The sequence below is a fragment of the Halomicrobium sp. HArcel3 genome (assembly GCF_058933135.1).
In genome coordinates this window covers 330,143-352,036 of record NZ_JBZYDN010000004.1, presented here as the reverse complement: position 1 = coordinate 352,036, position 21,894 = coordinate 330,143, and the positions used below count along the sequence as shown (strand labels likewise).

General features: G+C 65.3%; 19 protein-coding genes. 9 read left to right on the top strand and 10 right to left on the bottom strand.

Annotated features, from left to right (window positions below):
- Positions 1-387: 387 nt before the first annotated feature.
- The 9 genes from AC5FRV_RS13415 to AC5FRV_RS13375 form a co-directional block, all read right to left on the bottom strand.
- Positions 388-1,161 carry a DUF7289 family protein gene (locus tag AC5FRV_RS13415; protein ID WP_493561592.1) on the bottom strand — a complete coding sequence of 258 codons (774 nt, stop codon included), beginning with the start codon at positions 1,159-1,161 and terminating at the stop codon, positions 388-390.
- Positions 1,162-1,163: 2 nt separating this feature from the next.
- Entirely contained in the window at positions 1,164-1,613 is a 450-nt protein-coding gene (locus AC5FRV_RS13410; protein WP_493561591.1) for a DUF7266 family protein, read from the bottom strand.
- Positions 1,610-2,497, bottom strand: a complete 888-nt coding sequence (locus tag AC5FRV_RS13405; protein WP_493561590.1) for a DUF7261 family protein — start codon at positions 2,495-2,497, stop codon at positions 1,610-1,612. The genes AC5FRV_RS13410 and AC5FRV_RS13405 overlap by 4 nt, the downstream gene beginning before the upstream one ends.
- Positions 2,491-3,069 carry a DUF7288 family protein gene (locus tag AC5FRV_RS13400; RefSeq protein ID WP_493561589.1) on the bottom strand — a complete coding sequence of 193 codons (579 nt, stop codon included), beginning with the start codon at positions 3,067-3,069 and terminating at the stop codon, positions 2,491-2,493. The genes AC5FRV_RS13405 and AC5FRV_RS13400 overlap by 7 nt, the downstream gene beginning before the upstream one ends.
- 1 nt (position 3,070) lies before the next feature.
- Positions 3,071-3,595, bottom strand: a complete 525-nt coding sequence (locus AC5FRV_RS13395; protein WP_493561588.1) for a DUF7287 family protein — start codon at positions 3,593-3,595, stop codon at positions 3,071-3,073.
- A 72-nt stretch (positions 3,596-3,667) separates the two neighbouring features.
- The gene (locus AC5FRV_RS13390; protein WP_493561587.1) at positions 3,668-5,692 is read right to left on the bottom strand and encodes a type II secretion system F family protein; all 2,025 of its coding nucleotides are present in this window, start codon (positions 5,690-5,692) and stop codon (positions 3,668-3,670) included.
- Positions 5,689-8,217 (bottom strand): type II/IV secretion system ATPase subunit, encoded by a 2,529-nt coding sequence (locus tag AC5FRV_RS13385; protein WP_493561586.1) that lies wholly within the window; start codon positions 8,215-8,217, stop codon positions 5,689-5,691. The genes AC5FRV_RS13390 and AC5FRV_RS13385 overlap by 4 nt, the downstream gene beginning before the upstream one ends.
- 68 nt (positions 8,218-8,285) lie before the next feature.
- On the bottom strand, positions 8,286-9,431 hold the full coding sequence (locus AC5FRV_RS13380; RefSeq protein ID WP_493561585.1) for a pyridoxal phosphate-dependent aminotransferase: 1,146 nt from the start codon (positions 9,429-9,431) through the stop codon (positions 8,286-8,288).
- Positions 9,428-9,922 carry an Lrp/AsnC family transcriptional regulator gene (locus AC5FRV_RS13375; RefSeq protein ID WP_493561584.1) on the bottom strand — a complete coding sequence of 165 codons (495 nt, stop codon included), beginning with the start codon at positions 9,920-9,922 and terminating at the stop codon, positions 9,428-9,430. Before AC5FRV_RS13375 ends, AC5FRV_RS13380 begins: the two co-directional genes overlap by 4 nt.
- Positions 9,923-10,043: 121 nt before the next feature.
- On the opposite strand from AC5FRV_RS13375, the gene AC5FRV_RS13370 reads away from it, so the two are divergent.
- The 3 genes from AC5FRV_RS13370 (at position 10,044) to AC5FRV_RS13360 (ending at position 12,770) form a co-directional block, all read left to right on the top strand.
- The gene (locus AC5FRV_RS13370; protein WP_493561583.1) at positions 10,044-10,394 is read left to right on the top strand and encodes a hypothetical protein; all 351 of its coding nucleotides are present in this window, start codon (positions 10,044-10,046) and stop codon (positions 10,392-10,394) included.
- 75 nt (positions 10,395-10,469) lie between these two features.
- Positions 10,470-12,113, top strand: a complete 1,644-nt coding sequence (locus AC5FRV_RS13365) for a sensor histidine kinase (RefSeq protein ID WP_493561582.1) — start codon at positions 10,470-10,472, stop codon at positions 12,111-12,113.
- Positions 12,114-12,176: 63 nt separating this feature from the next.
- Positions 12,177-12,770: a thioredoxin family protein gene (locus AC5FRV_RS13360; protein ID WP_493561581.1), complete on the top strand. Its 594-nt coding sequence runs from the start codon at positions 12,177-12,179 to the stop codon at positions 12,768-12,770.
- A 115-nt stretch (positions 12,771-12,885) separates the two neighbouring features.
- Here AC5FRV_RS13360 and AC5FRV_RS13355 read toward each other — a convergent pair whose 3' ends face one another.
- Complete coding sequence (locus tag AC5FRV_RS13355) at positions 12,886-13,605, bottom strand: helix-turn-helix domain-containing protein (RefSeq protein WP_493561580.1); 720 nt, start codon at positions 13,603-13,605, stop codon at positions 12,886-12,888.
- A gap of 234 nt (positions 13,606-13,839) precedes the next feature.
- Here AC5FRV_RS13355 and AC5FRV_RS13350 point away from each other — a divergent pair, with 234 nt between their 5' ends.
- The 6 genes from AC5FRV_RS13350 (at position 13,840) to AC5FRV_RS13325 (ending at position 21,882) form a co-directional block, all read left to right on the top strand.
- Positions 13,840-16,011: a right-handed parallel beta-helix repeat-containing protein gene (locus AC5FRV_RS13350; RefSeq protein WP_493561579.1), complete on the top strand. Its 2,172-nt coding sequence runs from the start codon at positions 13,840-13,842 to the stop codon at positions 16,009-16,011.
- Between the two features lie 61 nt (positions 16,012-16,072).
- On the top strand, positions 16,073-16,735 hold the full coding sequence (locus AC5FRV_RS13345) for an O-methyltransferase (RefSeq protein ID WP_493561578.1): 663 nt from the start codon (positions 16,073-16,075) through the stop codon (positions 16,733-16,735).
- 102 nt (positions 16,736-16,837) lie between these two features.
- Positions 16,838-17,440, top strand: coding sequence for a chemotaxis protein CheC (locus tag AC5FRV_RS13340; RefSeq protein WP_493561577.1), 603 nt, complete (start codon positions 16,838-16,840; stop codon positions 17,438-17,440).
- Between the two features lie 103 nt (positions 17,441-17,543).
- The gene (locus AC5FRV_RS13335; protein ID WP_493561576.1) at positions 17,544-18,698 is read left to right on the top strand and encodes an acyl-CoA dehydrogenase family protein; all 1,155 of its coding nucleotides are present in this window, start codon (positions 17,544-17,546) and stop codon (positions 18,696-18,698) included.
- A gap of 341 nt (positions 18,699-19,039) precedes the next feature.
- Entirely contained in the window at positions 19,040-20,941 is a 1,902-nt protein-coding gene (locus AC5FRV_RS13330; RefSeq protein ID WP_493561575.1) for a 2-oxoacid:acceptor oxidoreductase subunit alpha, read from the top strand.
- Positions 20,942-20,943: 2 nt separating this feature from the next.
- On the top strand, positions 20,944-21,882 hold the full coding sequence (locus AC5FRV_RS13325; protein ID WP_493561574.1) for a 2-oxoacid:ferredoxin oxidoreductase subunit beta: 939 nt from the start codon (positions 20,944-20,946) through the stop codon (positions 21,880-21,882).
- Positions 21,883-21,894: the final 12 nt, after the last annotated feature.

Here is a 21,894-nt window from a genome sequence, read left to right as displayed (position 1 = left end):
CAGTCCTCGATACGTCGAAAGAACGCACGTGTATCAGGATCTGGACAACGTTGCCCCGCACCGTATCAGATTCCACTTGCTCGAGAAGCCAGTTGACCAGCGCCACTTACAGGTAGTCGGTTGACCCGTCAGCCTGATCAGTTACTGACTTGACCGTCAACTCCGACCACGTTTTGAAACGCGCGAGTAGCACCGTACCGTCCGTGTCCTCAAACTGATTCAGTGGGGAGTAACTGACGTCGCGGTGCCAATCTCGACACATGACTAGCACGTCGAGCGCTTCGCTCTGCGTGCACGCAAACGATATATCCCGAAACAGGCAGACTTCATTCCTCGTCGGCGCACAGTCGTCGGATGGTAAATTACGCCGCTACGGAGAGCGATCCGTCAGTTCACAGCAGATAGCTCGACCGACGTGTTATGCACGTAGACGCGGTCGACGTCGTCACAGGTGTAGGTTCCGCCGCCCCCAGTCCACTCGTCCATCTCGCGGTCGAAGAGTTGCTGCCAGGCGTCAGGGTTGTGCGTCCGGCTAACGTCGATCGTAACGTCCGACGCGGACCCGTTCTCACCGTCAGTCAGCTTGGGATACGCCGACATAGACCCGTTCTCGCGAGCCCGCAACGCCAGCGAGTCGCTGGAGACGTTCACGTCGCCGCGCACCGACACCAGACCGATGTTGGCAGTATCCGCCCCGCAACGGAACGGCGGTTTACTGACGACTGTCTGCCCGCGGTCTTGGCTCCGGTAGACGGCGCCGCTTTCGTAGGCAATCTCCGTATCACGGCCGGTCTGGCGGACGAACGCACCGACGTCGACGGTAATCGATAGCGGTGGCGGTCCCCGCGGCGTCCCGGAGATAGTGATCTCGATAACGGAACTGTGGCGTTCGAGCTGGTCACCGTTCAACTGGAGCTGGTGGGAGCGCTGTGGGACGCCGTCGACCCTGATGTCCTCCATCGACGAGTCGAAACCGGTCATCGCCACCTCGGCGGACTCGGCGCGCGCGCCGTCGCGGTAGTCCTCCAGTGACCCGAGTCCACCGATAGAGACGACGCCGACGGCGGTGATGATGATCGAGAACGTCAGGACGAACGCGACGAGGTCAGAGACACCGCGTGAATCGCTGCTGGCCCAGTCAGGGAGAGGTATCTTTCGCATGGTCAGTTCTCCCTCAGGACGATGCAGCCTCTGTCCGTGTCGTAGGCGACTTCGACCTTGCCACCGTCGACAGTGCTCTCACAGACGTCACTCTCGGCTGTGAATCGGACCGGAACCGAGTCGTGCCTGACCGACGCACTGCTATTGACGAAGACGATGGTCTCACTCGGTTCCGGATGGACGTCGATACTGTAGTGGCTGCCACCGATCCGTTCAGGATGCTCGGCGGTGAACGACACCGGCGCGTTCGTCGTGTTGAACTGATCGATCCGCATCAGATCGCTGACGACGGCGCTACTGACGTCTTCGAGCCCGCGTTCGACGACGTACTGGCGCTGGTCGTCGACCATCTGGCTGGCACCGATCATCAGCCCGGTAAGCATGATGGACGTGATGCCGATGGTTATGGCGTGGGAGACGGCCGTCGAGACGGCGCGGTTGTCGCGGATCATCGTGGCGCCTCCGGATCCTCGATCAGGATAGTTCGGTTGTACGAGAGCTCTGCGCTCCTGTATCGGACCGTTACACCGGGGCGGACGGGGTAGTCATCGGCGGCTACACGCGGGTTACCTTCAACCAGGGCTCGATAGGTTCCCTCGACGTCGTCGTCCCCTTCAAACCGGAACGAGGAGGGCGTGCCGATGTCCTCACGGACGCCGGGGAACGAACACTCACCGCTCTCGTTCGTCCCCTGAACGAGGTCCAGCTCTGGGGCCGCATCGGTATCACAGTGGGTCACGGACCCGTCGGCCGTCGTCACGGTTACCCGTGCCGCCGGCGTCGGCGGATACTCGTACGCTTCGAGCTTCCAGGTTTCGCCGGTCGTGGCGTTCCTGGCGACGACGTCGAACGAGTTCGTACGCCCCGGTGCAGAGAACGAGTCGATCCGAAGGACGAAGCTCCGAACGTATTCGACGTCGTCGACGACGAGGTGGGGCGTTCCCGGCGCGAACGGCTGACTCGTCGTCTGCTGGATTCGGTAACCCTGGTGTCCACGAGTGACCGAGTCGTTGTACGTGACGTTGACGGTCCCACTGGAACCGTCAAGCGTCATGTTCCGCGTGTAGTTGTGGTACGTGGTCACATTGCTTTCGACGTACGTGAACGCGTTTCCGGGATCCGGATTTTTCGCCAGGATCTGACCGGTCAAGCGGCCGATATCGCGCTCGACCATCTCCTCTGTCCGCTCGGCGTCGTCGAGTACCCGGTACTCGGTCTGCGTGCCCGTGGCGTCGGCGTACTGCATACCGTTGAGCATGACGACGGTTCCGAGGATGGTGAGGCCGATCAGAACGGCACCGATGAGTAACAGTTGGCCGCGGTCCGTTCTCACCATACGATGAGTCGCACCTCCACGACGTTGTACAGCTGCGAGTCCTCGTTGACGTCCGGGACGTAGAAGTCGTCGAGGTCGGATATCCGCGGCCCTTCGTCCGAACAGTCGTCGCCATACCGGGCCCGGTCGTCGTCGTAGAGGGCCAGCTGGTACGTCGCCGAACCGGCGTTTTGCTGCGGGATGGCGAGCGAATCGTCGTCGGTACTCGTGAGAACTGCACGCTCTCGTCCATCGGAACCAGTCCAGTAGCTGACGTAGAGGTTGTAGTTCACCCCCTGTCTATCGAACGTGTGGTTCAACTGTCGCTCGAACGGAGCCGGATCCCCGCCGGGCGAATCCCCGTCGATGACCGGTTTGCTCGAGCTGTAACACCTGACCGCCTCACCGAGCGACCCGTTGGCGGCGGTTACGCTCAGGAAGTCGGCGGCCTGGGTACCGAGCTGGTCCGGTTCCCGGTCCGAATCGCCCGACCACGGCCCCGTGTCGACGGCCTGGAGGCCATAGAACACCGCCAGGACGATGACGATGGCGGCGATGGTACCCTCCAGCGTGTACGCCTGGGCTCGGTCCATCTTACCACGCCCTCACTGTCAGCCAGCACACTGTCTTGCACTTGTGCCCGGGGTCGGAGAGGCGAACGATCCGGGTCGTACTCGCCGCGCCGTCCTGTCCCCTGTATTCGGGCCCCCAGGCCAGGTGGTCCGAGTCCACACCGCGTTCGGCGGGGGCGCGTGTCCCGTCCTCTATCGCCGAACTGTTGACGATGGTGACGTTGACGTTCGGCGTTCGCCGTCGGTCGGTCCCGACGTCGATGCCACTGGCGGCTTTCAAATTACGCAGATCGGTGTCGGCCTCGAGTTCCTCGTAGATGCCGTCGGACTCGTTGTACCGGAGAACGTTTCGCTCGGCGTCGACGCTATAGTGTTCCACGAGGTACGTCGCCACCTGTCCGGACGCGGTTTCGAGGTCACCGTCGATCGGATCCTCGTAGGCCTGGTAGACGCTGCCCTGGACGAACGTGAACGTCGCGATGATCGTCACGAGCAGGATGCTCGCGCCGACGACGAAGTCCTGCGGCGTCTGGCCCCTGTTATTCATCGGATCCCACACCCCTGGTCGCTGCTGCGAATTTGCTGTCGTACATTGGTTCCCACACCCGTGTTCCGCCCGCTAGCCCACTGCCATCCACACCACCAGCGCGATGGTCGGGAGTATCACCGCGAATTTCACTCCCGAAATCAGGTCGACGTCCCTGATATAGCCGGCGATGAACGACGACAGCAGCGCCTGCATCGTCACCGCGTGGAAGAACAGCATCGAGAGCTGTTGTGTGTCCACGCTGCCGCCGAAGCCGGCCCCGGAGCCACCGCCCGATCCGCCGAGCCCGGACATCACGTCGAGGAACTGCGTCTTGAGCAGCGCCATCACGCCCAGCAGCGTCAGGTAGGTCATCAGGATGATGACGACCTGCATCCGCGTCCGGGCGATGCGCTCGCGGTCGATGTCGTCCTGGTTCTCGGAGGCCTGCGCGGCCGTCGAGAGCACGTCCTGGATCTGGCTGGAGGCCTCCTGGGCTTCGCTGATCAGCTTGACCGTCCGCGCCAGTCGCGGGACGTGGTAGTTGTTGTTGAACTCCCGGAGCGCGTCCTTGAGGCTGGTCCCGTAGTTTACCTTCGCGTGCATCACCTCGAACTCGTCGGAGAGTTTGCCGGCGGAGGTGTCTGCGACGACGCGGATGGACTCGAGCAGCGTCATCCCGGTGTCGTTGGCGCTGGCGAGTTTCCGCAGGTTCTCCGAGAGGTTGCCGACTATGGCCTTGCGTGCGCGCTGGTTCCACTCGTAGAAGATCGCCAGCGGCAAGAGGTTCAGATAGAGCGGAACGTACACCCAGAAGAACGTCCCGCGGACGGGGTTCGCTATCATTCCGTCGAGCGACATCGGCGCCCAGTTGAAGACGACGGTAAAGATGAGCGCGACGATAGTCAGCGGCGTCGACACGGCAAGGACCATCAGCGGGTGGTCGCGGAAGAAGATGTGGGGCGCCGTGATGATCTGCATCAGCTCGTAGGTCCCCTCCCGGTTCCGGATCCGGTCGAAGAGGCTGTAGTCGCCGGTGTAGTTCTCGATGAGACCGAGATCCAGGATGCCCATCCCCTCGTCGACGACGAACTCGTCGTCACCGTCGCTCGGGCGGAGGTAACCGTCACCGATGGTGTCCTGGGTCACCGTCGAGACGAGGACGAGGAAGCCGACCCCCACGAGGGGGATGAGCCCGTAGACGGTACCGTACAGCAGCGTCTCCTGGGACTCGCCCATCATCGACATGATGACGAGGATGATGATGAGGAGGAGCGGGAACAGCGAGAGCGTCATGTACATCTCGCCGAAGAGCTCGAGGGTGTCGAGTTGCTTTTGCTGTTCCTGCTTGGCGGTCCGCATGTGCTTCTCTTTCTGGTCCTGGAGGAAGCTCGTCATGTCACCACCGGAGTTGATGATCGAGAGCATGTCCGTCAGGAACTGGCTCAACTCCCCGGAGGGAGTCTCCAGGGCCTGGTTTCGGATAGCCGTCCGGTAGTCCGTATCGAAGTACTCGGTCTCGAGGACGATGGACTGGAACTCCTTGGCGCACTCGCCGTAGGTGTCGTCGGCCTTGGCCATCGCCTGGAGGATTTCGAGCTGATTGAGCCCGCCCACGGAGAGGGCGTACATGAACGAGATGGCGTCGGAGAGGAGGACGTTGACTTCGCGCTTGCGGGCGGACGCGCGGAAGTACGGAATCGAGACGAGCGAGCCGAAACCGATGCCGAAGCCGATGGCGCCGAAGACGACGCCCGTGACCACGATGAGGAACGGGATCTTGACGGCGTTGAGCACCGCCACGACCCCCTCCGGGAGGCCGGTCAGGCCGAGGAACGTCGGTGCGTCGCCGGCGCCGGCGAACAGCATGGTGACGACGAGATAGCCCACGAGCGTGCCGACGAGCCACAGCGCGACGCCCGAGAGCGTGCCGACGGCCATGGCTCGCGCGAGGAACATCTCGACGTTGTCGGCCATCCGGGCCTGGGCGAGTTTCTTCTCGACGCTCGCGACGAACTCGCCCTCCTCGTCGAAGGCCCACTGGTAGGCCGGGTAGAACGTGTCGCCGAGCGCACCGCCACTCCCGAGTGTCTGCTGGTCCCGGGTGTCGACGCTCATTCGCTATCTGCCTCCTTCCCCGCCTTGGGGACGAACTGGCCGAAGTCGATGCCGTCCTCGGCCTCCCCCGCTTCGCCGCTACCGTTCTCGGAGTTGACGCTCGTGAGCGCGGAGATGATGTCAGGCGTCTCCATCTCCTGGTACCGGTCGAACAGGGGCTGTGCGTTCTCGAGGACGTCCCCCGTCTCCTCCAGCATCTCGCCGCTGGCGTCCGGCCGGGGAACCATCTCCTCTTTGGCCTCGTCGATGTCGATCTCGACCGACTCCATCTCACGGAGGTCCTCGAGCGAGTGTTCCAGCTGGTCGTTCGCGATGAGGGTCAGGATGGTGTCCGGATCGTTGACGAACGCCTGTATCGTCGCCGCCACCTGCGCGTACGTGTTGAGCCCGTTCTCCATGAGGTAGGCGAGGACGACCTTTCGCTTGAACAGCTCCTCGTCGAGTTTCTCCTGGGTCCAGCCGCGGTCGAACTTGATCTCCTCGAGGGTGTTCGAGTTGCCCATCTGGATGTACTCGTCCGTCTCGGCGCGCCACTCGTAGACGTCCCGGACGTTGATCTCGTCGTTCTCCGCGGAGTACTCGTTGATCTCCGTGAGCGACTTGTTCCGGCGGACTTTCTTGCCGTCAACCCGGGTCTGGGTCTGGATAGAGACGAGATCCAGCGCCGTGAACAGCGTCTTGGAGACGTTGATCGGGTCGGTGGTGAACCGCTTGATGACTTCGCCGACCGAGTCGGCGTGGAACGTAGTGTAGGTGGTGTGACCCGTCGACATGACCTGGAAGAGGACACGACCTTCCTCACCACGGATCTCACCCATGACGATGTAGTCGGGGCGTTGCCGCAGTGCGGCCTCCAGCAGGTCGAACTCGTCGACGTCACCCTTGTCGTCCTCGCCGAAGGAGGGGCGCGTGACGGAGGCGACCCAGTTGCGCTGGGGCAATTCGACCTCGCGCGTGTCCTCGATGGAGACGATCTTCGAGTTCGACGGGATGAACAGCGAGACGGCGTTCAGGCTCGTCGTCTTCCCCGATGCCGTACCACCGGCGAAGATGAGCGACTTGTTGTTCTCGATACAGAGCCAGAGGAACGCCATCTCGTCGAGCGAGAACGTGTTCCAGTTGATGAGGTCGATCGGTGTGAACGGGACGTCCTTGAACTGACGGATGGTGTAGTTGGTCCCGTGGTCGGACACCTCGCGCCCGAGCGTTAGCTGGGCACGCGAGCCGTCCGGCAGCGTCGCGTCGACCTGGGGCTGGCGCTTGGAGATGCCTTTGCCGGAGCGCTGGGCGAGTTTGACGACGAAGTCGTCGAGGCTCTCCCGGCCGTGCTGGACGTTGGAGATGATCTGCTCGTAGTCGGTGTGGTAGACGAACACGCGCGAGTCGTAGCCGTCACACGAGATGTCCTCGACGTTGATGTCGTGTTTGACCGGGTCGATCTTCGCGTAGCCGATGAAGTCCCGCTTGAGCATGTACAGGAGCTTCTCGACCTGGTACTCGTTGAGGTCGTCCGGGTCGTCGGCGACGATGGCCGGTTCGGGCCGGGCCTCGATGCCCTCGAGTTCGCCGGCCCGTTCCTCGACCTCGCCGCCCTCGACGCCGAACAGCTCGCCGATCTGGTCGAGGAACCCGCCACCGCCGGCGCCCTGGCTCGCCTCGACGCTCCCGTCGTAGAGGTCGTAGCGGCCCAGCAGCCGTTCGGCCTCGCGCTGGATGACGTCGGCCCGGTCCGCGTCAGACCCCTGGACGATGACGTCGTCTTCCGAGTACTTGATCGCGGTCTTGAGCTTCCGCGAGAGAAAGCCCTTGAGTTCGTCCTCGATCTCGTTGAGGTGGGGCTGAATCACGTAGTACTTCTTCTCGTTCTCCTTCTTCGAGTGGAAGATGACGACGCAGGCGTAGGGCTTGTTCACCCAGTAGCGTTCGATCTCCTGGAAGTGGCTCTTCTTCTTCAGGGGAACGGACTTCTCCAGGTCGTAGCGGTTGACGACCGTCGTGTGACCCTCCTGGGTCGAGAAGAACTCGTCCTCGTCGAGTTCGGGGTTGACGTTGACCGTGTGCTCCTCGATCAGGTTGGACATCAGGTCCCCGACGTCGCCCGCGTGGGCGAGTCTATTCTCGGTCTCTTCGGGTTCGAAGCCGAGGTACTCCTCGGGTTCGAAGGGTACCTTTTCGCCGCCGCGAGTCCGCGGGACGGAGCCGTCGTCCTCGTAGTAGTACTCCCGCTTGAAGTGCTCCCAGGTGTAGACGTCCTTGGCGACCGGCGTCGCCTCCGGGTCGAGGAACTCCTCGAAGACTTCGTTCAGTCCCTTCGCCTCGCCGGCCGCGGTTTCGATGCGGTCGCGGATGCGCTGCGGTTCGAAACCGAGGTACTCGCTCCGGTCGAATCGTCCCCCCGTGTGGTGGTCGCGCCGCAGGTCGTCCCACGTGTAGTCCCCGACGGAAACGTCCTCACGGTCGGTCTGCGAACCTCCCCCGCGGTTCGCGCCGTCGGACGCCTGTCCACCCGTATCATCAATAGCCATTATCATTCATCTACCCGTATGGGTGAAAAAGCTTTACGCCGTTATACCGGTCGAAAACCGGATAGTTATCAACTGATGAACGTTTCGATGCGGGCCATCGCTTCTTTGAGTTCCCCGAGTCCCGTCGCGTAGGAGACGCGGAGGTGGCCCGCGCCGCCTTCGCCGAAGGCCGTCCCGGGGACGACGGCGACTTGCTGCTCCTCCAGGAGCGCCTCGGCGAACTCGTCGGCGTCCTCGCCCGGACACTCCGGGAACGCGTAGAACGCGCCCGCGGCCGGGAAACACGAGAGGCCCATCTCCTCGAACCGCGAGAGGACGAAGTTCCGACGGCGGTCGTACTGGGCGCACATCTCCTCGACCTCGTCGCCGCAGGTCTCCAGGGCCTCGATGGCGGCGTACTGGGCCGTCGTCGGCGCCGACAGCATCGAGTACTGGTGGACGCGGTTCATCGCCGCGATGGCCTGGGGTGGCGCGAGCGCGTAGCCCAGGCGGAGCCCGGTCATCGCGTAGGCCTTCGAGAAGCCGTTGAACACGACGGTCCGCTCGCGCATCCCGGGCAGGGTGGCGATGGAGGTGTGCTCGTGCTCGTAGCTCAGCTCCGAGTAGATCTCGTCGGCGAAGACGAGCAGGTCGTGCTCGCGCGCGAACGCGGCGACCGGCTCCAGTTCCTCGCCCGTCATCGTCGCACCCGTCGGGTTGTTGGGGTAGCAGTAGACGAGCGCGTCGGCGTCGGCGGCGCCCGACTCCCGGAGCACCTCTGCGGTGAGTTTGAACTCGTCTTCCGCACGCGTGGTGACGTCCACGACGTCACAGCCGGCGAAGATGGCGCCCGGGACGTAGGAGACGTACGCCGGCTGGACGACGGCGACGGTGTCGCCGGGGTTGAGCAGCGCCCGGAACGCCAGGTCCAGGGCCTCGCTCGCGCCCGCGGTGACGAGTATCTCCTCGTCGGCGTCGTAGTCGAGGTCGTAGCGGTCGTCGACGTCCTCGGCGATCAGTTCGCGGAGTTCGCGCTTGCCGCGGTTGGCCGTGTATGAGGTCTTCCCCTGCTCCAGCGAGGCGATGGCCGCCTCGCGGGCGGCCCACGGCGCGGAGAAGTCCGGCTCCCCGACGCCCAGCGAGATGATGTCGTCCATCTCCTCGGCCAGTTCGAAGAAGCGCCGGATCCCCGACGGTGGCACCTGGTCGACGCGGTCGGCCGGCTCGATGGTCATGGGGAGATCGATAGCCGGTCGTCGTCGTGGCCGTCGCCGAACTCGATGCCCTGCTCCTTGTAGGACTCCATCACGTAGTGGGTGACCGTCTGGGTGACCTCCGGAATGGGCGCGACCTTGTCGCTGATGAAGTGCGAGACTTCGCTCATCGAGTCACCCTCGACGACCATGTCGAAGTCGTAGTCGCCGCTGATCAGGCGCAGGGAGCGGACCTGTGGGAACTTCGCGATGCGGTCGGCGATGTCGGCGTAGCTGGTCTCCCGGTCCAGCGTGACGTTGAGTTCGACCGACGCGCGGACCGGCTGGTCGTCCTCGTCGACGGCGCCCCAGTCGAGCACCGCCTGGTACCCGCGGACGATGCCCGCGGACTCCAGATCCGCGATGGCCGCCTCGACGTCGTCCTCGCTGGTATCGCTGAGCCGGGCGATGTCCTCGACACTGTACCGGGCGTTTTCACGGAGTAACTCCAGAATCTCGCCGCGACTATCCATACCTACACCCTCGGGGGCGCGGACTAAAGGATTTCTACATGTGTGTGGCGGTGTGTCACTCTGACTATCGGCCCACGAGGGGACAGGTGGGTTTATCCCGGTCCGGTCGGTTTCCCACCGCATGGACGGGTCGGACCCCCTCGATTCGACGGGCACCGTGGGTGGGATGGACGGGCAGGACGACGACGCGACAGGCTGGGACCTCGTGGCCGACTACGACGGTGCCGCGGCGCTCATCGCCGGGCTCCTCGAACTCGACGCCGATTCGGAGTACACCAAGACCGAACTGAGCGACGCCTCGGGCGTCGCCTACAAGACGCTCTATCTCGACGGCACCGTCGAGGCGCTCGTCGACGCCGGATTCCTGGAGTGTGAACAGCGCGACGGGGAGGAGACGACGTTCCGCATCGACCCGGAGTCACCGGTGTTCGAGGCGGCGGCGGCGTTCGAGATCGCGGCGGCGGACGGCTAATCAGTCGAGTGCGTCACCGTCGCTCGTACCCCTTCGAGGGGAAGTTTCATCTGTGAGAATAGCCGACTACCCCCAATGCGTGTCGTTGCCAACCGGAGCGCTGGCACGATAATCGCCGGCGCCGGTCTGCTGCTGACCGGCTTTCACCTGTCCAGCGCCACCGGGTTCGAAACGAGCGCACTGGCGGTGCTCGTCACGTTGCTTCCGGTCGTGTTCTCGCTCGTCATGACGGCCGTCGGCGTCCAGGTCGCCCGGGGCCGTCTCGTTCCGGACCGGTTCGCGGGCCGGATGTTGGCCTGGACCGGTGTCGGCGTCACGGTCCTGTTTGCGTTCGGCCTCTGGATGTTCGCCGTCACCCTCGTGCTGGAGGTCACGCAGTCGAACTCCATCGTCCCCATGGTCAACGTCGCGACGTTCGGCGCGCTCGTCGGGCTCCTCGTCGGACTCTACGACGTCCGTCGCCTGGAGCAACGGCAGTCCGTCGAGCAGCTGAACCGGATCAACGACACGCTCCGCGTCGCCACCGAGGAACTGGTCAACCAGACGGACCGGAAGTCGCTCGAACAGGCCGTCTGCGACCGATTGAGTGAGTCAGCGGCCTACGAGTCCGTCTGGGTCGGCCGGTACGACGATGCCGAGGGCGTCGTCCGTCCGGCGGCGTGGTCCGGGCTCGACGACGACTACTACGAATCGATCGACGTCACCGTCGACGACAGTCCCACCGGCGGTGGTCCCGGAGGGCGCGCGATCAGAGAGCGCGACATCCAGTGCGTGCCGAACGTCTTCGCGGACCCGTCCATGGAGCCGTGGTGGGACATCCTGGAGAGCCGTGGCGTCCAGTCGATGGCCGTCGTTCCGATCGGACACGAGGGGACTGTCTACGGCTTCATCAGCATCTACGCCGACCGACCCAACGTGTTCGAGGAACGCGAACAGGCGGTGCTCACCGACCTGGGCGAGACCATCGGTCACGCCATCGCCTCCATCCAGGCGAACGAACGCCTCGCCGAGCGCGAGCGCGAACTGGCCCGACAGAACCAGCGTCTGGAGGAGTTCGCCGGCATCGTCAGCCACGACCTCCGGAACCCGCTGACCGTGGCGGTCGGCAACCTCCAGCTCGCCCGCGAGACAGGGGACGAGGAGTGCTTCTCGAAGGCGGCGGACGCGCTCGAACGGATGGACGAACTCATCGAAGACCTGCTGACGCTGGCCCGGCAGGGTGAGGCCATCGACGAGTTCGAACCGGTTCCGCTTCGAGAAGTCGTCGAGGAGGCGTGGGCGACGACCGGAACCGACTCGTCCACGCTCGTCTGTGAGGACGACCTCGGGACGCTGTCTGCCGACCGGAGCCGATTACGTCAGTTGCTGGAGAACGTCTTCCGCAACGCCGTGGAGCATGGCTCCACGAGCCCTCCTTCGCACGCTCAGGAGGACGGCATCGAACACGGTGGCCCCGACGTGACCGTCACCGTCCGCCGGACCGACGGCGGGTTCGCCGTCGAGGACGACGGGCCCGGGATTCCGGCCGACCGGCGCGAAGCGATATTCGACGTGGGCTACTCGACGAACGAGGACGGGACCGGCTTCGGCCTCGACATCGTCCGGAGCATCGTCGACGCCCACGGCTGGGACGTCGCCGTCGGCGAGAGTCCCTCCGGCGGCGCCCGCTTCGACTTCTCGGATGTCGAGCGGGTCGAACCGGAGACCGAACCCGCGTGAGGGCCCGCCGGACGTCGCGCCAGGCCCTGCACTACTTAGTTTCCAGCGCGATTAGTCCCTCACATGGTCGAACTCGAATCCGAGGCGGACGTACTCCAGCGCGGCGACGAGGCACCGGAGTTCGAACTCCGGGGGACCGACGGCGAGACGCACTCGCTGGCCGACTTCGCCGACCGCGAGGCGGTGCTGCTGGTGTTCACGTGCAACCACTGCCCGTACGCGAAGGCGAAGTTCGACGAACTGAACGCCCTCGCCGACGAGTCCGACGACCTGGCCGTCGTCGGCGTGAACTCGAACGACCCGGACGAGTACCCCGACGACTCCTTCGAACGCATGCAGGAACTCGTCGAGGACGGGACCATCGACTACGACGCCTACCTCTTCGACGCGACCCAGGCCGTCGCGGCGGGGTACGGCGCCCGCTGTACGCCCGATCCGTTCCTGCTCGCTAACGACGGGAGCGGAACGTTCACCGTGGCGTACCACGACCGCCTCGACGACGCCACCAACCCCGACGACGAACCCACCGAGCGGGAGATGAAAGCGCACGTCGAGACGGTGCTGGCCGGCGAGGAAGTCACCGCCGAGCAGCGGCCCTCCCGCGGCTGTTCGATCAAGTGGCGCGACGGCAACGAACCCGACTACTGGAACAGCTGATTCCGAGACGTCGGCTGCGACGGGACCGGCCGGCGTTCGACGAAGTCCCCGGGCGCGTCGGACTCCTGGTCATCCGGAACCGGGGTTCCGGGCGGCGTCGTTCGGTCCCGCGCTCTCACAGCGCGTCGCGAACGAACTCGGTGACGATGGCGTCCTCGGCTTCGCGCAGGCGGTACTGGGCGGTCGAACGGGCGACGTCGAGTTCGCTGGCCAGTTCCTGGACTGTCGTCTCCCGCGGGCGCTCGTAGTAGCCCGCGGCCACCGCCGCTTCGAGTATCTCGTGCTGTTCCGGCGAGAGCTGGTGGGTCGTCCGCGTCTCGGCGCTCCAGTTGCCCGACTGCGTGAGGTGGGCCAGTTCGAGCGACAGCCCGTCGCGCAACTCGGCCTCGATGGCGTCGAACAGTTCGCCGACGGGTTGCTCGTCCGGGAAGAGGGCCTTCCAGCGGTACTCGTTGCCCGTCCTGTGTGACTGGAGCACGGCGCCGTCGCCGACGTGGTCGACGACGAAGTGCGGGACGGAGTGACACCTGTGGACCTCCTCGCGGAAGGTGTAGACGGTCCGCCCGCGGGGTTGCCGGTCGAGGACGTGGTACTCTCGCGTCGTGTTGCAGTCCGGCGCGTTCAGGCACTCGTTGCAGCGCGTGTCGTCGAGGAACGTCTCGTCGAAGCGCGCCATCGCCTCGCGGGACCCGCTGGCGTGGTCTATCCGCCACATCGACGAGTCGTCGGTGTAACACGCCGACGACCGGACCGACAGCGACGGGTGCTCGCGGAAGACGTCCATCAGCCTGTCGGCGCCCGCCTCGTAGGCGACGACGAACTCGAACTCCTGCATAGCCGTGTGTACGCCCTGCGAGGCTTGAAGGTTAGCATGTGCCAACACGAGAGTGGCGAAGCGGTCCGGACGTCTCCGAACATCCCAGTTCGGCGACGGGCTGTTCCGCGTCCCTTCGGTGGGCCACCCTCGCCCGCCGTAAGCCAGCCTTACTGCGGTTTTGGCGCTAAATACTAATGACCGGTAGTCGGTATCGGTGTTGCCATGCGCTACGAAGGGATACGGACGAGGGGCGTGGCACTCGTACTGGTCGTGATTACCGTCGTCGCCGTCGGAGCGGGGGGTGGGCTGGCTGTCGCGGACCTCGGAGGACCATCCGTGGACGCCGGAGCACACGGCTTCCAGAGTGAGAACGTCACCGAGGGGACGGCCGGCGACGAATCGGGCGACGGCGCCGACGGCGATTCTGAAACGGCGACCGAGACGGAGCCCACAGAGTCGGCCACGACCGAATCGAGCGACGCGGGCGCGTCCGCCGACGGTGGCGACGGTTCCACAGCAGACCGTGACGGTTCCACCGCCGACGAACCGGCGGACGAGACGATGGCGACGGAGTCGGCGACTGTGAGCGAAACGGAGTCGACCGAGTCGACGGAAGCGCCATCCGACGGGGACACGTCGACGCCCGACGACGCGGCGACTGACGAGGCGGCGACTAACGACGCGGCGACTGACGAGGCGAACACCACCACGGTGGAGAACGACGCTGGACAGGTCAGCGCGAGCGGAGGCGCGAACGACACGCAGACGCCAAACGGGAGTGCGGCGGATGGATCGGTGGCCTCGTGTGCCGTCATCGACGAGCCAGGCCAGTACGAACTGACCGGTGACGTCTCGGGCGAGTCTGAAACCTGTCTCGTCGTGGCGGCGAGCGGCGTCGTCCTCGACGGGAACGGACACACCGTCGCCGGGTCGGGGAGCGGCACTGGCATCCGGGTCGCCGGCGGCGTCTCCGACGTGACCGTGCGCGACGTCGACGTCAGCGGCTGGGGCGTGGCCGTCGCGCTCGGCGGCAGCGGCGCGAGCGGGCCGACGGCGAACCTGGTCGAGGTCCGGGCGACGGACAGCGACACCGGCGTCCGCCTGACGGCGGCCGACGGCTCGGCGATGCAGGCCGTGACCGCGCGTGACAACGGTGACGGGGTCGTGCTCGTCGACACCGCCGACGTGCAGGCGAGCGACGTCACCGTCGACGACAACGACGGCACGGGTCTCTGGTTGGCCCGCGGCGTCGCCGACAGTTCCTTCAGCGTCGTCCAGGCCACCGACAACGGCGACCGGGGCATCCACGTCGCGACGGGGGCCGTCGACAACTTCGTCGGCGACGCGACGGTGACCGACAACGGCGGTCCCGGCGTCGAGTTCGCGGACAGTTCGAACAACGTGCTCGCCGACAGCCGAATCGAGCGCAACGACGGGCCGGGCGTGCTGAGCTACCCCGCCGGCGGCGACAGGCTCGAGAACGTCCAGATCGCCGACAACGGCGACGGCGCCTACCGCGATCAGGCCGAGCGAGCGGGGGCAGTCGCCGATACCGTCAGCCTCGGCGGCGGGACCTCGGTCCAGTTCGACCAGGGCGTGACCCACCTCGCGTCGGTGGGGACTCCCGGTTCGCTGCCCGACGGGACCGAAGCAGTCGGACCCGCCGTCGAAGTAATGGTCCGGGACGGCGACAGCGCGGCGGCGACGGTGACGGTGCCCGTCGACGTCGACGGCGACGTCACGGCCTACCAGCGCGTCGACGGGACCTGGCAGGAAGTCGACGGCGTCACGGTGGCAGACGGCGAAGCGGAGATGTCAGTCACGCAGAGCGGCACCGTCGTCCCGGTCGTCCAGAGTGCCGGCAGCGGGACCACCGAAGCGACGCCCGGGGACGGCACCGACACAGCGCGCGACGACGACGAGGCGACCGAGAACGAACCGGGCGACGACACCGTCCGCGCCGACGCAGCGTCGAACGAGGAACTCGCCGCGAGCGACGGGGCGTCAGTAGGGGACGAGGCGACAGCGGGGGCGAACACAGGGACCGAGAGCGGCGACCCCTTGCCCGCGAGACGGTACGCGTTCGACGACGACCGGTTCGCCGACGTCGGCGCGCCCGCCGCGGCGCAGTACGAGAATCGGACCCAGACGCTCGTCATCGGTCCAGCGGCGGTCGACGACGCCATCGAGTACACGTTCGCGGTCGACGGGAACGTCTCGAAGGTCACGACGGGCGGCGTCACCGCTGACGAGACCGACGCGATATCGCGGACCGACGGGACGGTCACGGTGACCGGAACGACGTCCGCGGGCGACGCCTACCTCGTCGACGGTGACCTCAGGTCGATTCGCCAGACGGACGGTGCAACCGGATTCTTCGTCCGCTACGACGGTCCCGTCGACGCTAACGGAACCCGACCCTGACGGGAGGCCGGTTGTTCCGCCGGCCCCTGTCGTTTTGTGACCGCCCACTGTAGTGGACGCCATGAGTGACCCGCTGCCCGACGTGACGGAGGAGTTCGCCCGGACGCTGGCGCCGACTTCCGACGAGGTCATCGAGGAGATGGACGCCCGCGCCGACCGAGAGGGGTTCCCGACGGTGGGCCCGGCGGTCGGCGGGTGGCTCCGTCTGCTCGCCCGCTCCGTCGACGCGGAGCGAGTCTTCGAGTTCGGCTCGGGCTACGGCTACTCGGCGTACTGGATGGCGCCGGCGCTGCCCGAGGACGGCGAGATCGTCCTGACCGAGATCGACGCGGACGAGCTCGACGACGCCCGCGAGAACCTGGAACGCGGCGGGTTCGCCGACCGCGCCCGCTTCGAACACGGCGACGCCATCGAGACCGTCGAGCGCTACGACGGTCCCTTCGACGTGGTCCTGATCGACAACGAGAAGCACCGCTACGCGGAGGCGTTCGAGGCCGTCCGCGACAAGGTTCCCGTCGGTGGAATCGTCGCGGCGGACAACGCCATCGAAGCGGGCCCGCTCGACTTCGACGACGTGCGCGCGCTGCTTGCCGGCGAGGACGTCGACGCCAACGAGATGAGCCACGGCATCGGCGACTACCTCCAGACTGTCGGCGAGGACCCCGCGTTCGAGACGGGTCTGTTGCCCCTGGGAGAGGGGGTCGCCGTCTCGATCCGGATCTGACCGGTCTCGCCCCGTCGTCGCTCCAATTCTCGCCTGCGAAAATCGGGGTGGATCGCTTATGTGGGTGGCCGGGAAACGACCCGCAACGTTCGTGTTACGCCCATGAGTCTGAAGATAGATATACGCAAACTGGGGTTGTTCAACCAGATGGCCAAGGAGGGCGGGAACACCGTCGCGGACCACCTGAGCCAGATGACGGGGATGGAGACGGAGATGGAGATCACCAAGATCAACTTCATCGACGTCGCCGACATCAAGACCCACGTCGGCGACCAGAAACAGATCGGCATCAGCATCAGGCTGCTCGAACCGCCCCACGGCCACATCCTCTTTCTGTTCAACGGCTCGAGCGCCAAGGAACTCGCCCAGGGAATGGTCGGAGACATGGGCGAGACGGACCCGAACGGCAGCGGGTTCACCGACATGGAGCGCTCCGCCATCCAGGAGATCGGCAACATCATGACCTCGGCGTTCATCGACGGCTGGGCGAACGTCCTCCAGACGACCATCGACATCGGGCCGCCGAAGTTCACCTTCGGCCCGGGCAGCGGGATGGTCGACGGACTCGTCGGAGGCCGCGAGACGGACATGTCGCTGATGTTCGACTCGCGCGTCCACGCGCTGAACTCCGACATCGACGTCACGGTGTACACCTTCCCCGAACTCGAAGAGCTCGTGTCACTGATGCAACAGATAGACGTCTGACCGGGACAATTTCTACGATCTACGCTCGCGGACGCCGAGTAAACTCGTTTTAGATTTGTAGTTGTTTCAATGTGTATTTGGCGCGGGGTACCGTCTATCGTGTATGGAACTGTTCGACGACGACATCGTCCCCGAAGCGGCACGCGAGGTCAAGCAGGACGCGCGGGCCTTCGCCGAGGAACACATCGCGCCGAACGCGGCGGAGTACTACGCCTCCGGGGAGTACCCCCACGAAATACTCGAAGCGGGGATGGACGCGGACCTCGTCGCCCAGGACATCGGCGAAGAGTGGGGCGGTCGGGGCCTGTCCCTGCACCAGGTGCTGGCCATCGCCGAGGAGTTCTACCGCGCCGACGCTGGCATCGCGCTGACGCTCCAGCTAGCGAGCTTCGGGGCCGAAATCGTCGAGGAACACGGCGACGACTGGCAGAAAGAGGAGTTCCTGCGGCCCGTCGCGGAGAACGACCAGATCACCGGTCTGGCGGTGTCTGAGCCGGAGACCGGGAGCGACCTGGCGGGGATGGCCACGACCGCCGAGAAGGAGGGAGACGAGTGGGTCATCGACGGCGAGAAGTACTGGATCGGCAACGGCGTCGAGGCCGACTGGGTGACCCTGTACGCGAAGACCGGCGACGACGAGGACAACCGGTACGGCAACTACTCGCTGTTCATCGTCCCCACGGACGCCGAGGGGTACGAGGCCGAACACATCCCGGAGAAGATGGCCATGCGGGCGTCGAAGCAGGCCCACATCACCCTCGACGGCTGTCGCATCCCCGAGGACCACCTTATCGGCGTGGAGGGTGCGGGCTTCTACATGCTCGCGGACTTTTTCAACCACGGCCGCGTCATCGTCGGGGGCCAGGGCGTCGGCCTCGCCGCGGCGGCTATCGAGGAGGCATCGGAGTTCGTCCACGACCGCGAGGCGTTCGGTCGCACCGTCGACGAGTTCCAGGCCGTCCAGCACCACCTCGCCGACATGCGCCTGGAGTTCGAGTCCGCGCGCACGCTCGTCTGGCGCGCCGCCGACAAGGTCGCCGACAGCGACGACGCCGGCTACTGGGCGGCGCTGGCCAAGACCAAGGCGACCGAAACCGCGACGGAGTGCGCCGAGACGGGCATGCAACTCCACGGCGGCCGCTCTGTCCTCACCGACCGACGCATCTCCCGGGTCTTCCGCGACTCCAGGATCCCGGTCATCTACGAGGGCGCCAACGACGTCCAGCGGAACCTCATCTACCGACAGGCGCCGAGGTAAGGACGCAAGCGAGGCGCTTTCGCGCGCGACAGGTCGCTACCCACGAAGGAACCCACACGATTGATCACCAGGATCCTGACACGTATTCCGAGCGGGTCGACGGTTTTGACAGAATGTGGAGAGATCGGTTCGAGAGACCGGAGCCGTGCGGCTGGGTATCACCCGAGTGAGCGGGTGGCGCGTTCGACGTGCTAGCTGACCACTCGCGGAGTCAAAATCGTTCAGTTGAACCCCATCTTGCTATCGATAACGATTAATGAACTGCGTTATAGTGGAAAATCTTTAGTCACGGCCCTCCTAAGCCCGATACACGGCACCCGATCTGGGGCCGATGATTTACCATGACAGGCCAGGAACTAATCTGGCGAATCGCGGGCGGTTCCGGTGACGGGATCGACTCGACGAGTCAGAACTTTGCAAAGGCCCTGATGCGCTCGGGACTGCACGTTTTCACCCATCGACACTATCCCTCGCGCATCCGGGGCGGCCACACCTACGTAGAGGTACGCGCGAGCCAGGAAGACGTCCGGTCTCGCGGCGACGGCTACAATTTCCTTCTTGCCCTCGGAGACTCCTTCGCACGGAATCCACAGGAAGAAGCGTACTACGGGAACGAAGAGCTCAAACCCCTCTCGGAGAACCTGGACGACCTCCGCGAGGGCGGCGTGATCGTCTACGACGAGGGGCTCCTCGACGAGGACGACGTCGCGGTGACGGAGCTGGAGGCGCGTGCCGAGGAGAACGACTGGCACGTGTATCCGCTCGATCTGCGCTCTATCGCTCGGGAACACGGCCGCGAGGTCATGCGCAACACCGCCGGCGTCGCGGCGACCGCCGCGCTGCTGGACATGGATCTCTCCTACTTCGAGGAGCTGATCCAGCAGAACATGTCCGGCGACATCATGGAGGCGAACCTCGACGTGCTCGACCAGGCCTACGAGCAGGTCCAGGAGATGGAGCACGAACACGAGCTCCGAATCCCCGAGTCCGAGCCCCACGACGAGGACCAGGTGCTCCTCTCGGGGTCGAACGCCATCACCTACGGCGCGCTGGACGAGGGCTGCCGGTTCATCGCCGGCTACCCCATGACGCCGTGGACCGACGTGTTCACGCTCATGTCCCAGCACCTGCCCAAGTTCGGCGGTATCTCCGAACAGGTGGAAGACGAGATCGCCGCGGCGGCGCTCGCGCTGGGCGCGTCTCACACCGGCGTCAAGGCGATGTCCGGCTCCTCCGGCGGCGGCTTCGCGCTGATGTCGGAACCCCTCGGCCTCGCCGAGATGACGGAGACGCCGATCGTGCTCGTCGAAGCGATGCGCGCCGGCCCCTCGACGGGGATGCCGACGAAGCCCGAACAGGCCGACCTCGAGCACGTCCTCTACACGAGCCAGGGCGACTCGGCCCGCGTCGTCTTCGCGCCCGGGAACATCCGGGAGTGTTACGACCAGACGCGCCAGGCGTTCCGCATCGCCTACGAGTACCAGATCCCGAGCATCGTCGTCTACGACCAGAAGCTCCAGGGCGAACTCCGCAACGTCGACGAGAGCTTCTTCGACCGCCAGCCCAACTCGGACCCGGGCTCGGTGCTCACCGAGGAGGAGATCGCGGAGGCGGCCCACCACTCCTCTGGCAAGTTCCAGCGCTTCCTCCACGAACCGGAGGACGGCTCGAACGTCAGTCCGCGGTCGGTTCCCGGCCAGGAAGGCGGGCGCTACCTCGCGACCGGCAACGAGCACAACCCGTCGGGCCACATCAGCGAGGACCCCGACAACCGCATCGCGCAGATGAACCGTCGGCTCGACAAGCTCGACGACATCCGCGCCGACCTGGACGAGAACAGCTCACACCAGACCTACTACGGACCCGAGGACGCCGACCACGGTATCCTCATCTGGGGGAGCCACCAGGACACGGCCTTCGAGGCGGTCGACCGGCTCAACGACGCCGGCCACTCGGTCAAGGCCCTCGGCGTCTCCGATATGATGCCGTATCCGATCGAAGAGGTCAGCGAGTGGCTCGAATCAGTCGACGAGGCGCTCGTCGTCGAGATGAACGCCTCCGGTCAGTTCCGCGGGCTGACCCAGAAAGAGATCGGCCGATTCGGGCCGAAGCTCTCCAGCCTGCTGAAGTACAACGGCAACCCGTTCGAACCGGCAGAGATAGTCGAGGGCTTCGAGACCAGCATCGACGGCGAGGAACTGGCCGCGACGAACATGAAGTACGTCCCCGCGGCAGGTGACTAACAATGAGTGCATTCTCAGCAATCGGCAACGAACGAGAGACCGAACGAGACGAGTTCACGCCCGGCATCGAACCGCAGGCGACGTGGTGTCCAGGGTGTGGCGACTTCGGCGTCCTGAAGGCGCTGAAACAGGCCATGCCCGAGGTCGGGAAGAACCCCGACGAGGTGGCGCTGTTCACCGGCATCGGCTGCTCGGGGAAGCTCAACAGCTACTTCAACAGCTACGGCTTCCACACCATCCACGGCCGTGAGCTCCCGGTCGCACGCGCAGCGAAGCTGGCCAACCCCGAGTTGACCGTCATCGCGGCAGGCGGCGACGGTGACAACTACGGCATCGGCGGCAACCACTTCATGCACACGGCCCGGGAGAACCACGACATGGTCTCCATCGTCTTCAACAACGAGATCTTCGGGCTGACGAAGGGCCAGACGTCCCCGACGTCGCCGAAGGGCCACAAGTCCAAGACCCAGCCCTCGGGCAGCGCCAAGTCGCCGATCCGGCCGCTGTCGCTGTCCCTGACCTCCGGCGCGACGTACGTCGCCCGGACGGCCGCGGTCAACCCGAACCAGGCCAAGGAGATCATCGCCGAGGCCATCGAGCACGACGGCTTCGCGCACATCGACTTCCTGACCCAGTGTCCCACCTGGAACAAGGACGCGAAGCAGTACGTCCCCTACACCGACGTCCAGCAGTCCGACGACTACGACTTCGACGTCTCGAACCGCGAGGAAGCGGCGGAGATGATGTTCGAGACCGAGTCCAAGCTCTACGAGGGCGAGGTGCTGACCGGACGTTACTACGTCGAGGACGAGCGGCCGTCCTACGGCGAGGAGAAGCAGGCCCTCGGCGAGGCGCCGGAAGAGCCGCTGGCCGAACGGTACTTCGACGAGGATTACCAGTGGGAGCGCGCGGCCGACGAACTCCTCGAACACCACAAATAACCGTCGTTTGCG

Excerpts from the sequence above, each read along its gene's own strand:
- AC5FRV_RS13415 (WP_493561592.1), bottom strand. The coding sequence starts at position 1,161 with ATGCGAAAGATACCTCTCCCTGACTGGGCCAGCAGCGATTCACGCGGT.
- AC5FRV_RS13410 (WP_493561591.1), bottom strand. The coding sequence starts at position 1,613 with ATGATCCGCGACAACCGCGCCGTCTCGACGGCCGTCTCCCACGCCATA.
- AC5FRV_RS13405 (WP_493561590.1), bottom strand. The coding sequence starts at position 2,497 with ATGGTGAGAACGGACCGCGGCCAACTGTTACTCATCGGTGCCGTTCTG.
- AC5FRV_RS13400 (WP_493561589.1), bottom strand. The coding sequence starts at position 3,069 with ATGGACCGAGCCCAGGCGTACACGCTGGAGGGTACCATCGCCGCCATC.
- AC5FRV_RS13395 (WP_493561588.1), bottom strand. The coding sequence starts at position 3,595 with ATGAATAACAGGGGCCAGACGCCGCAGGACTTCGTCGTCGGCGCGAGC.
- AC5FRV_RS13390 (WP_493561587.1), bottom strand. The coding sequence starts at position 5,692 with ATGAGCGTCGACACCCGGGACCAGCAGACACTCGGGAGTGGCGGTGCG.
- AC5FRV_RS13385 (WP_493561586.1), bottom strand. The coding sequence starts at position 8,217 with ATGGCTATTGATGATACGGGTGGACAGGCGTCCGACGGCGCGAACCGC.
- AC5FRV_RS13380 (WP_493561585.1), bottom strand. The coding sequence starts at position 9,431 with ATGACCATCGAGCCGGCCGACCGCGTCGACCAGGTGCCACCGTCGGGG.
- AC5FRV_RS13375 (WP_493561584.1), bottom strand. The coding sequence starts at position 9,922 with ATGGATAGTCGCGGCGAGATTCTGGAGTTACTCCGTGAAAACGCCCGG.
- AC5FRV_RS13370 (WP_493561583.1), top strand. The coding sequence starts at position 10,044 with ATGGACGGGTCGGACCCCCTCGATTCGACGGGCACCGTGGGTGGGATG.
- AC5FRV_RS13365 (WP_493561582.1), top strand. The coding sequence starts at position 10,470 with ATGCGTGTCGTTGCCAACCGGAGCGCTGGCACGATAATCGCCGGCGCC.
- AC5FRV_RS13360 (WP_493561581.1), top strand. The coding sequence starts at position 12,177 with ATGGTCGAACTCGAATCCGAGGCGGACGTACTCCAGCGCGGCGACGAG.
- AC5FRV_RS13355 (WP_493561580.1), bottom strand. The coding sequence starts at position 13,605 with ATGCAGGAGTTCGAGTTCGTCGTCGCCTACGAGGCGGGCGCCGACAGG.
- AC5FRV_RS13345 (WP_493561578.1), top strand. The coding sequence starts at position 16,073 with ATGAGTGACCCGCTGCCCGACGTGACGGAGGAGTTCGCCCGGACGCTG.
- AC5FRV_RS13340 (WP_493561577.1), top strand. The coding sequence starts at position 16,838 with ATGAGTCTGAAGATAGATATACGCAAACTGGGGTTGTTCAACCAGATG.
- AC5FRV_RS13335 (WP_493561576.1), top strand. The coding sequence starts at position 17,544 with ATGGAACTGTTCGACGACGACATCGTCCCCGAAGCGGCACGCGAGGTC.
- AC5FRV_RS13330 (WP_493561575.1), top strand. The coding sequence starts at position 19,040 with ATGACAGGCCAGGAACTAATCTGGCGAATCGCGGGCGGTTCCGGTGAC.
- AC5FRV_RS13325 (WP_493561574.1), top strand. The coding sequence starts at position 20,944 with ATGAGTGCATTCTCAGCAATCGGCAACGAACGAGAGACCGAACGAGAC.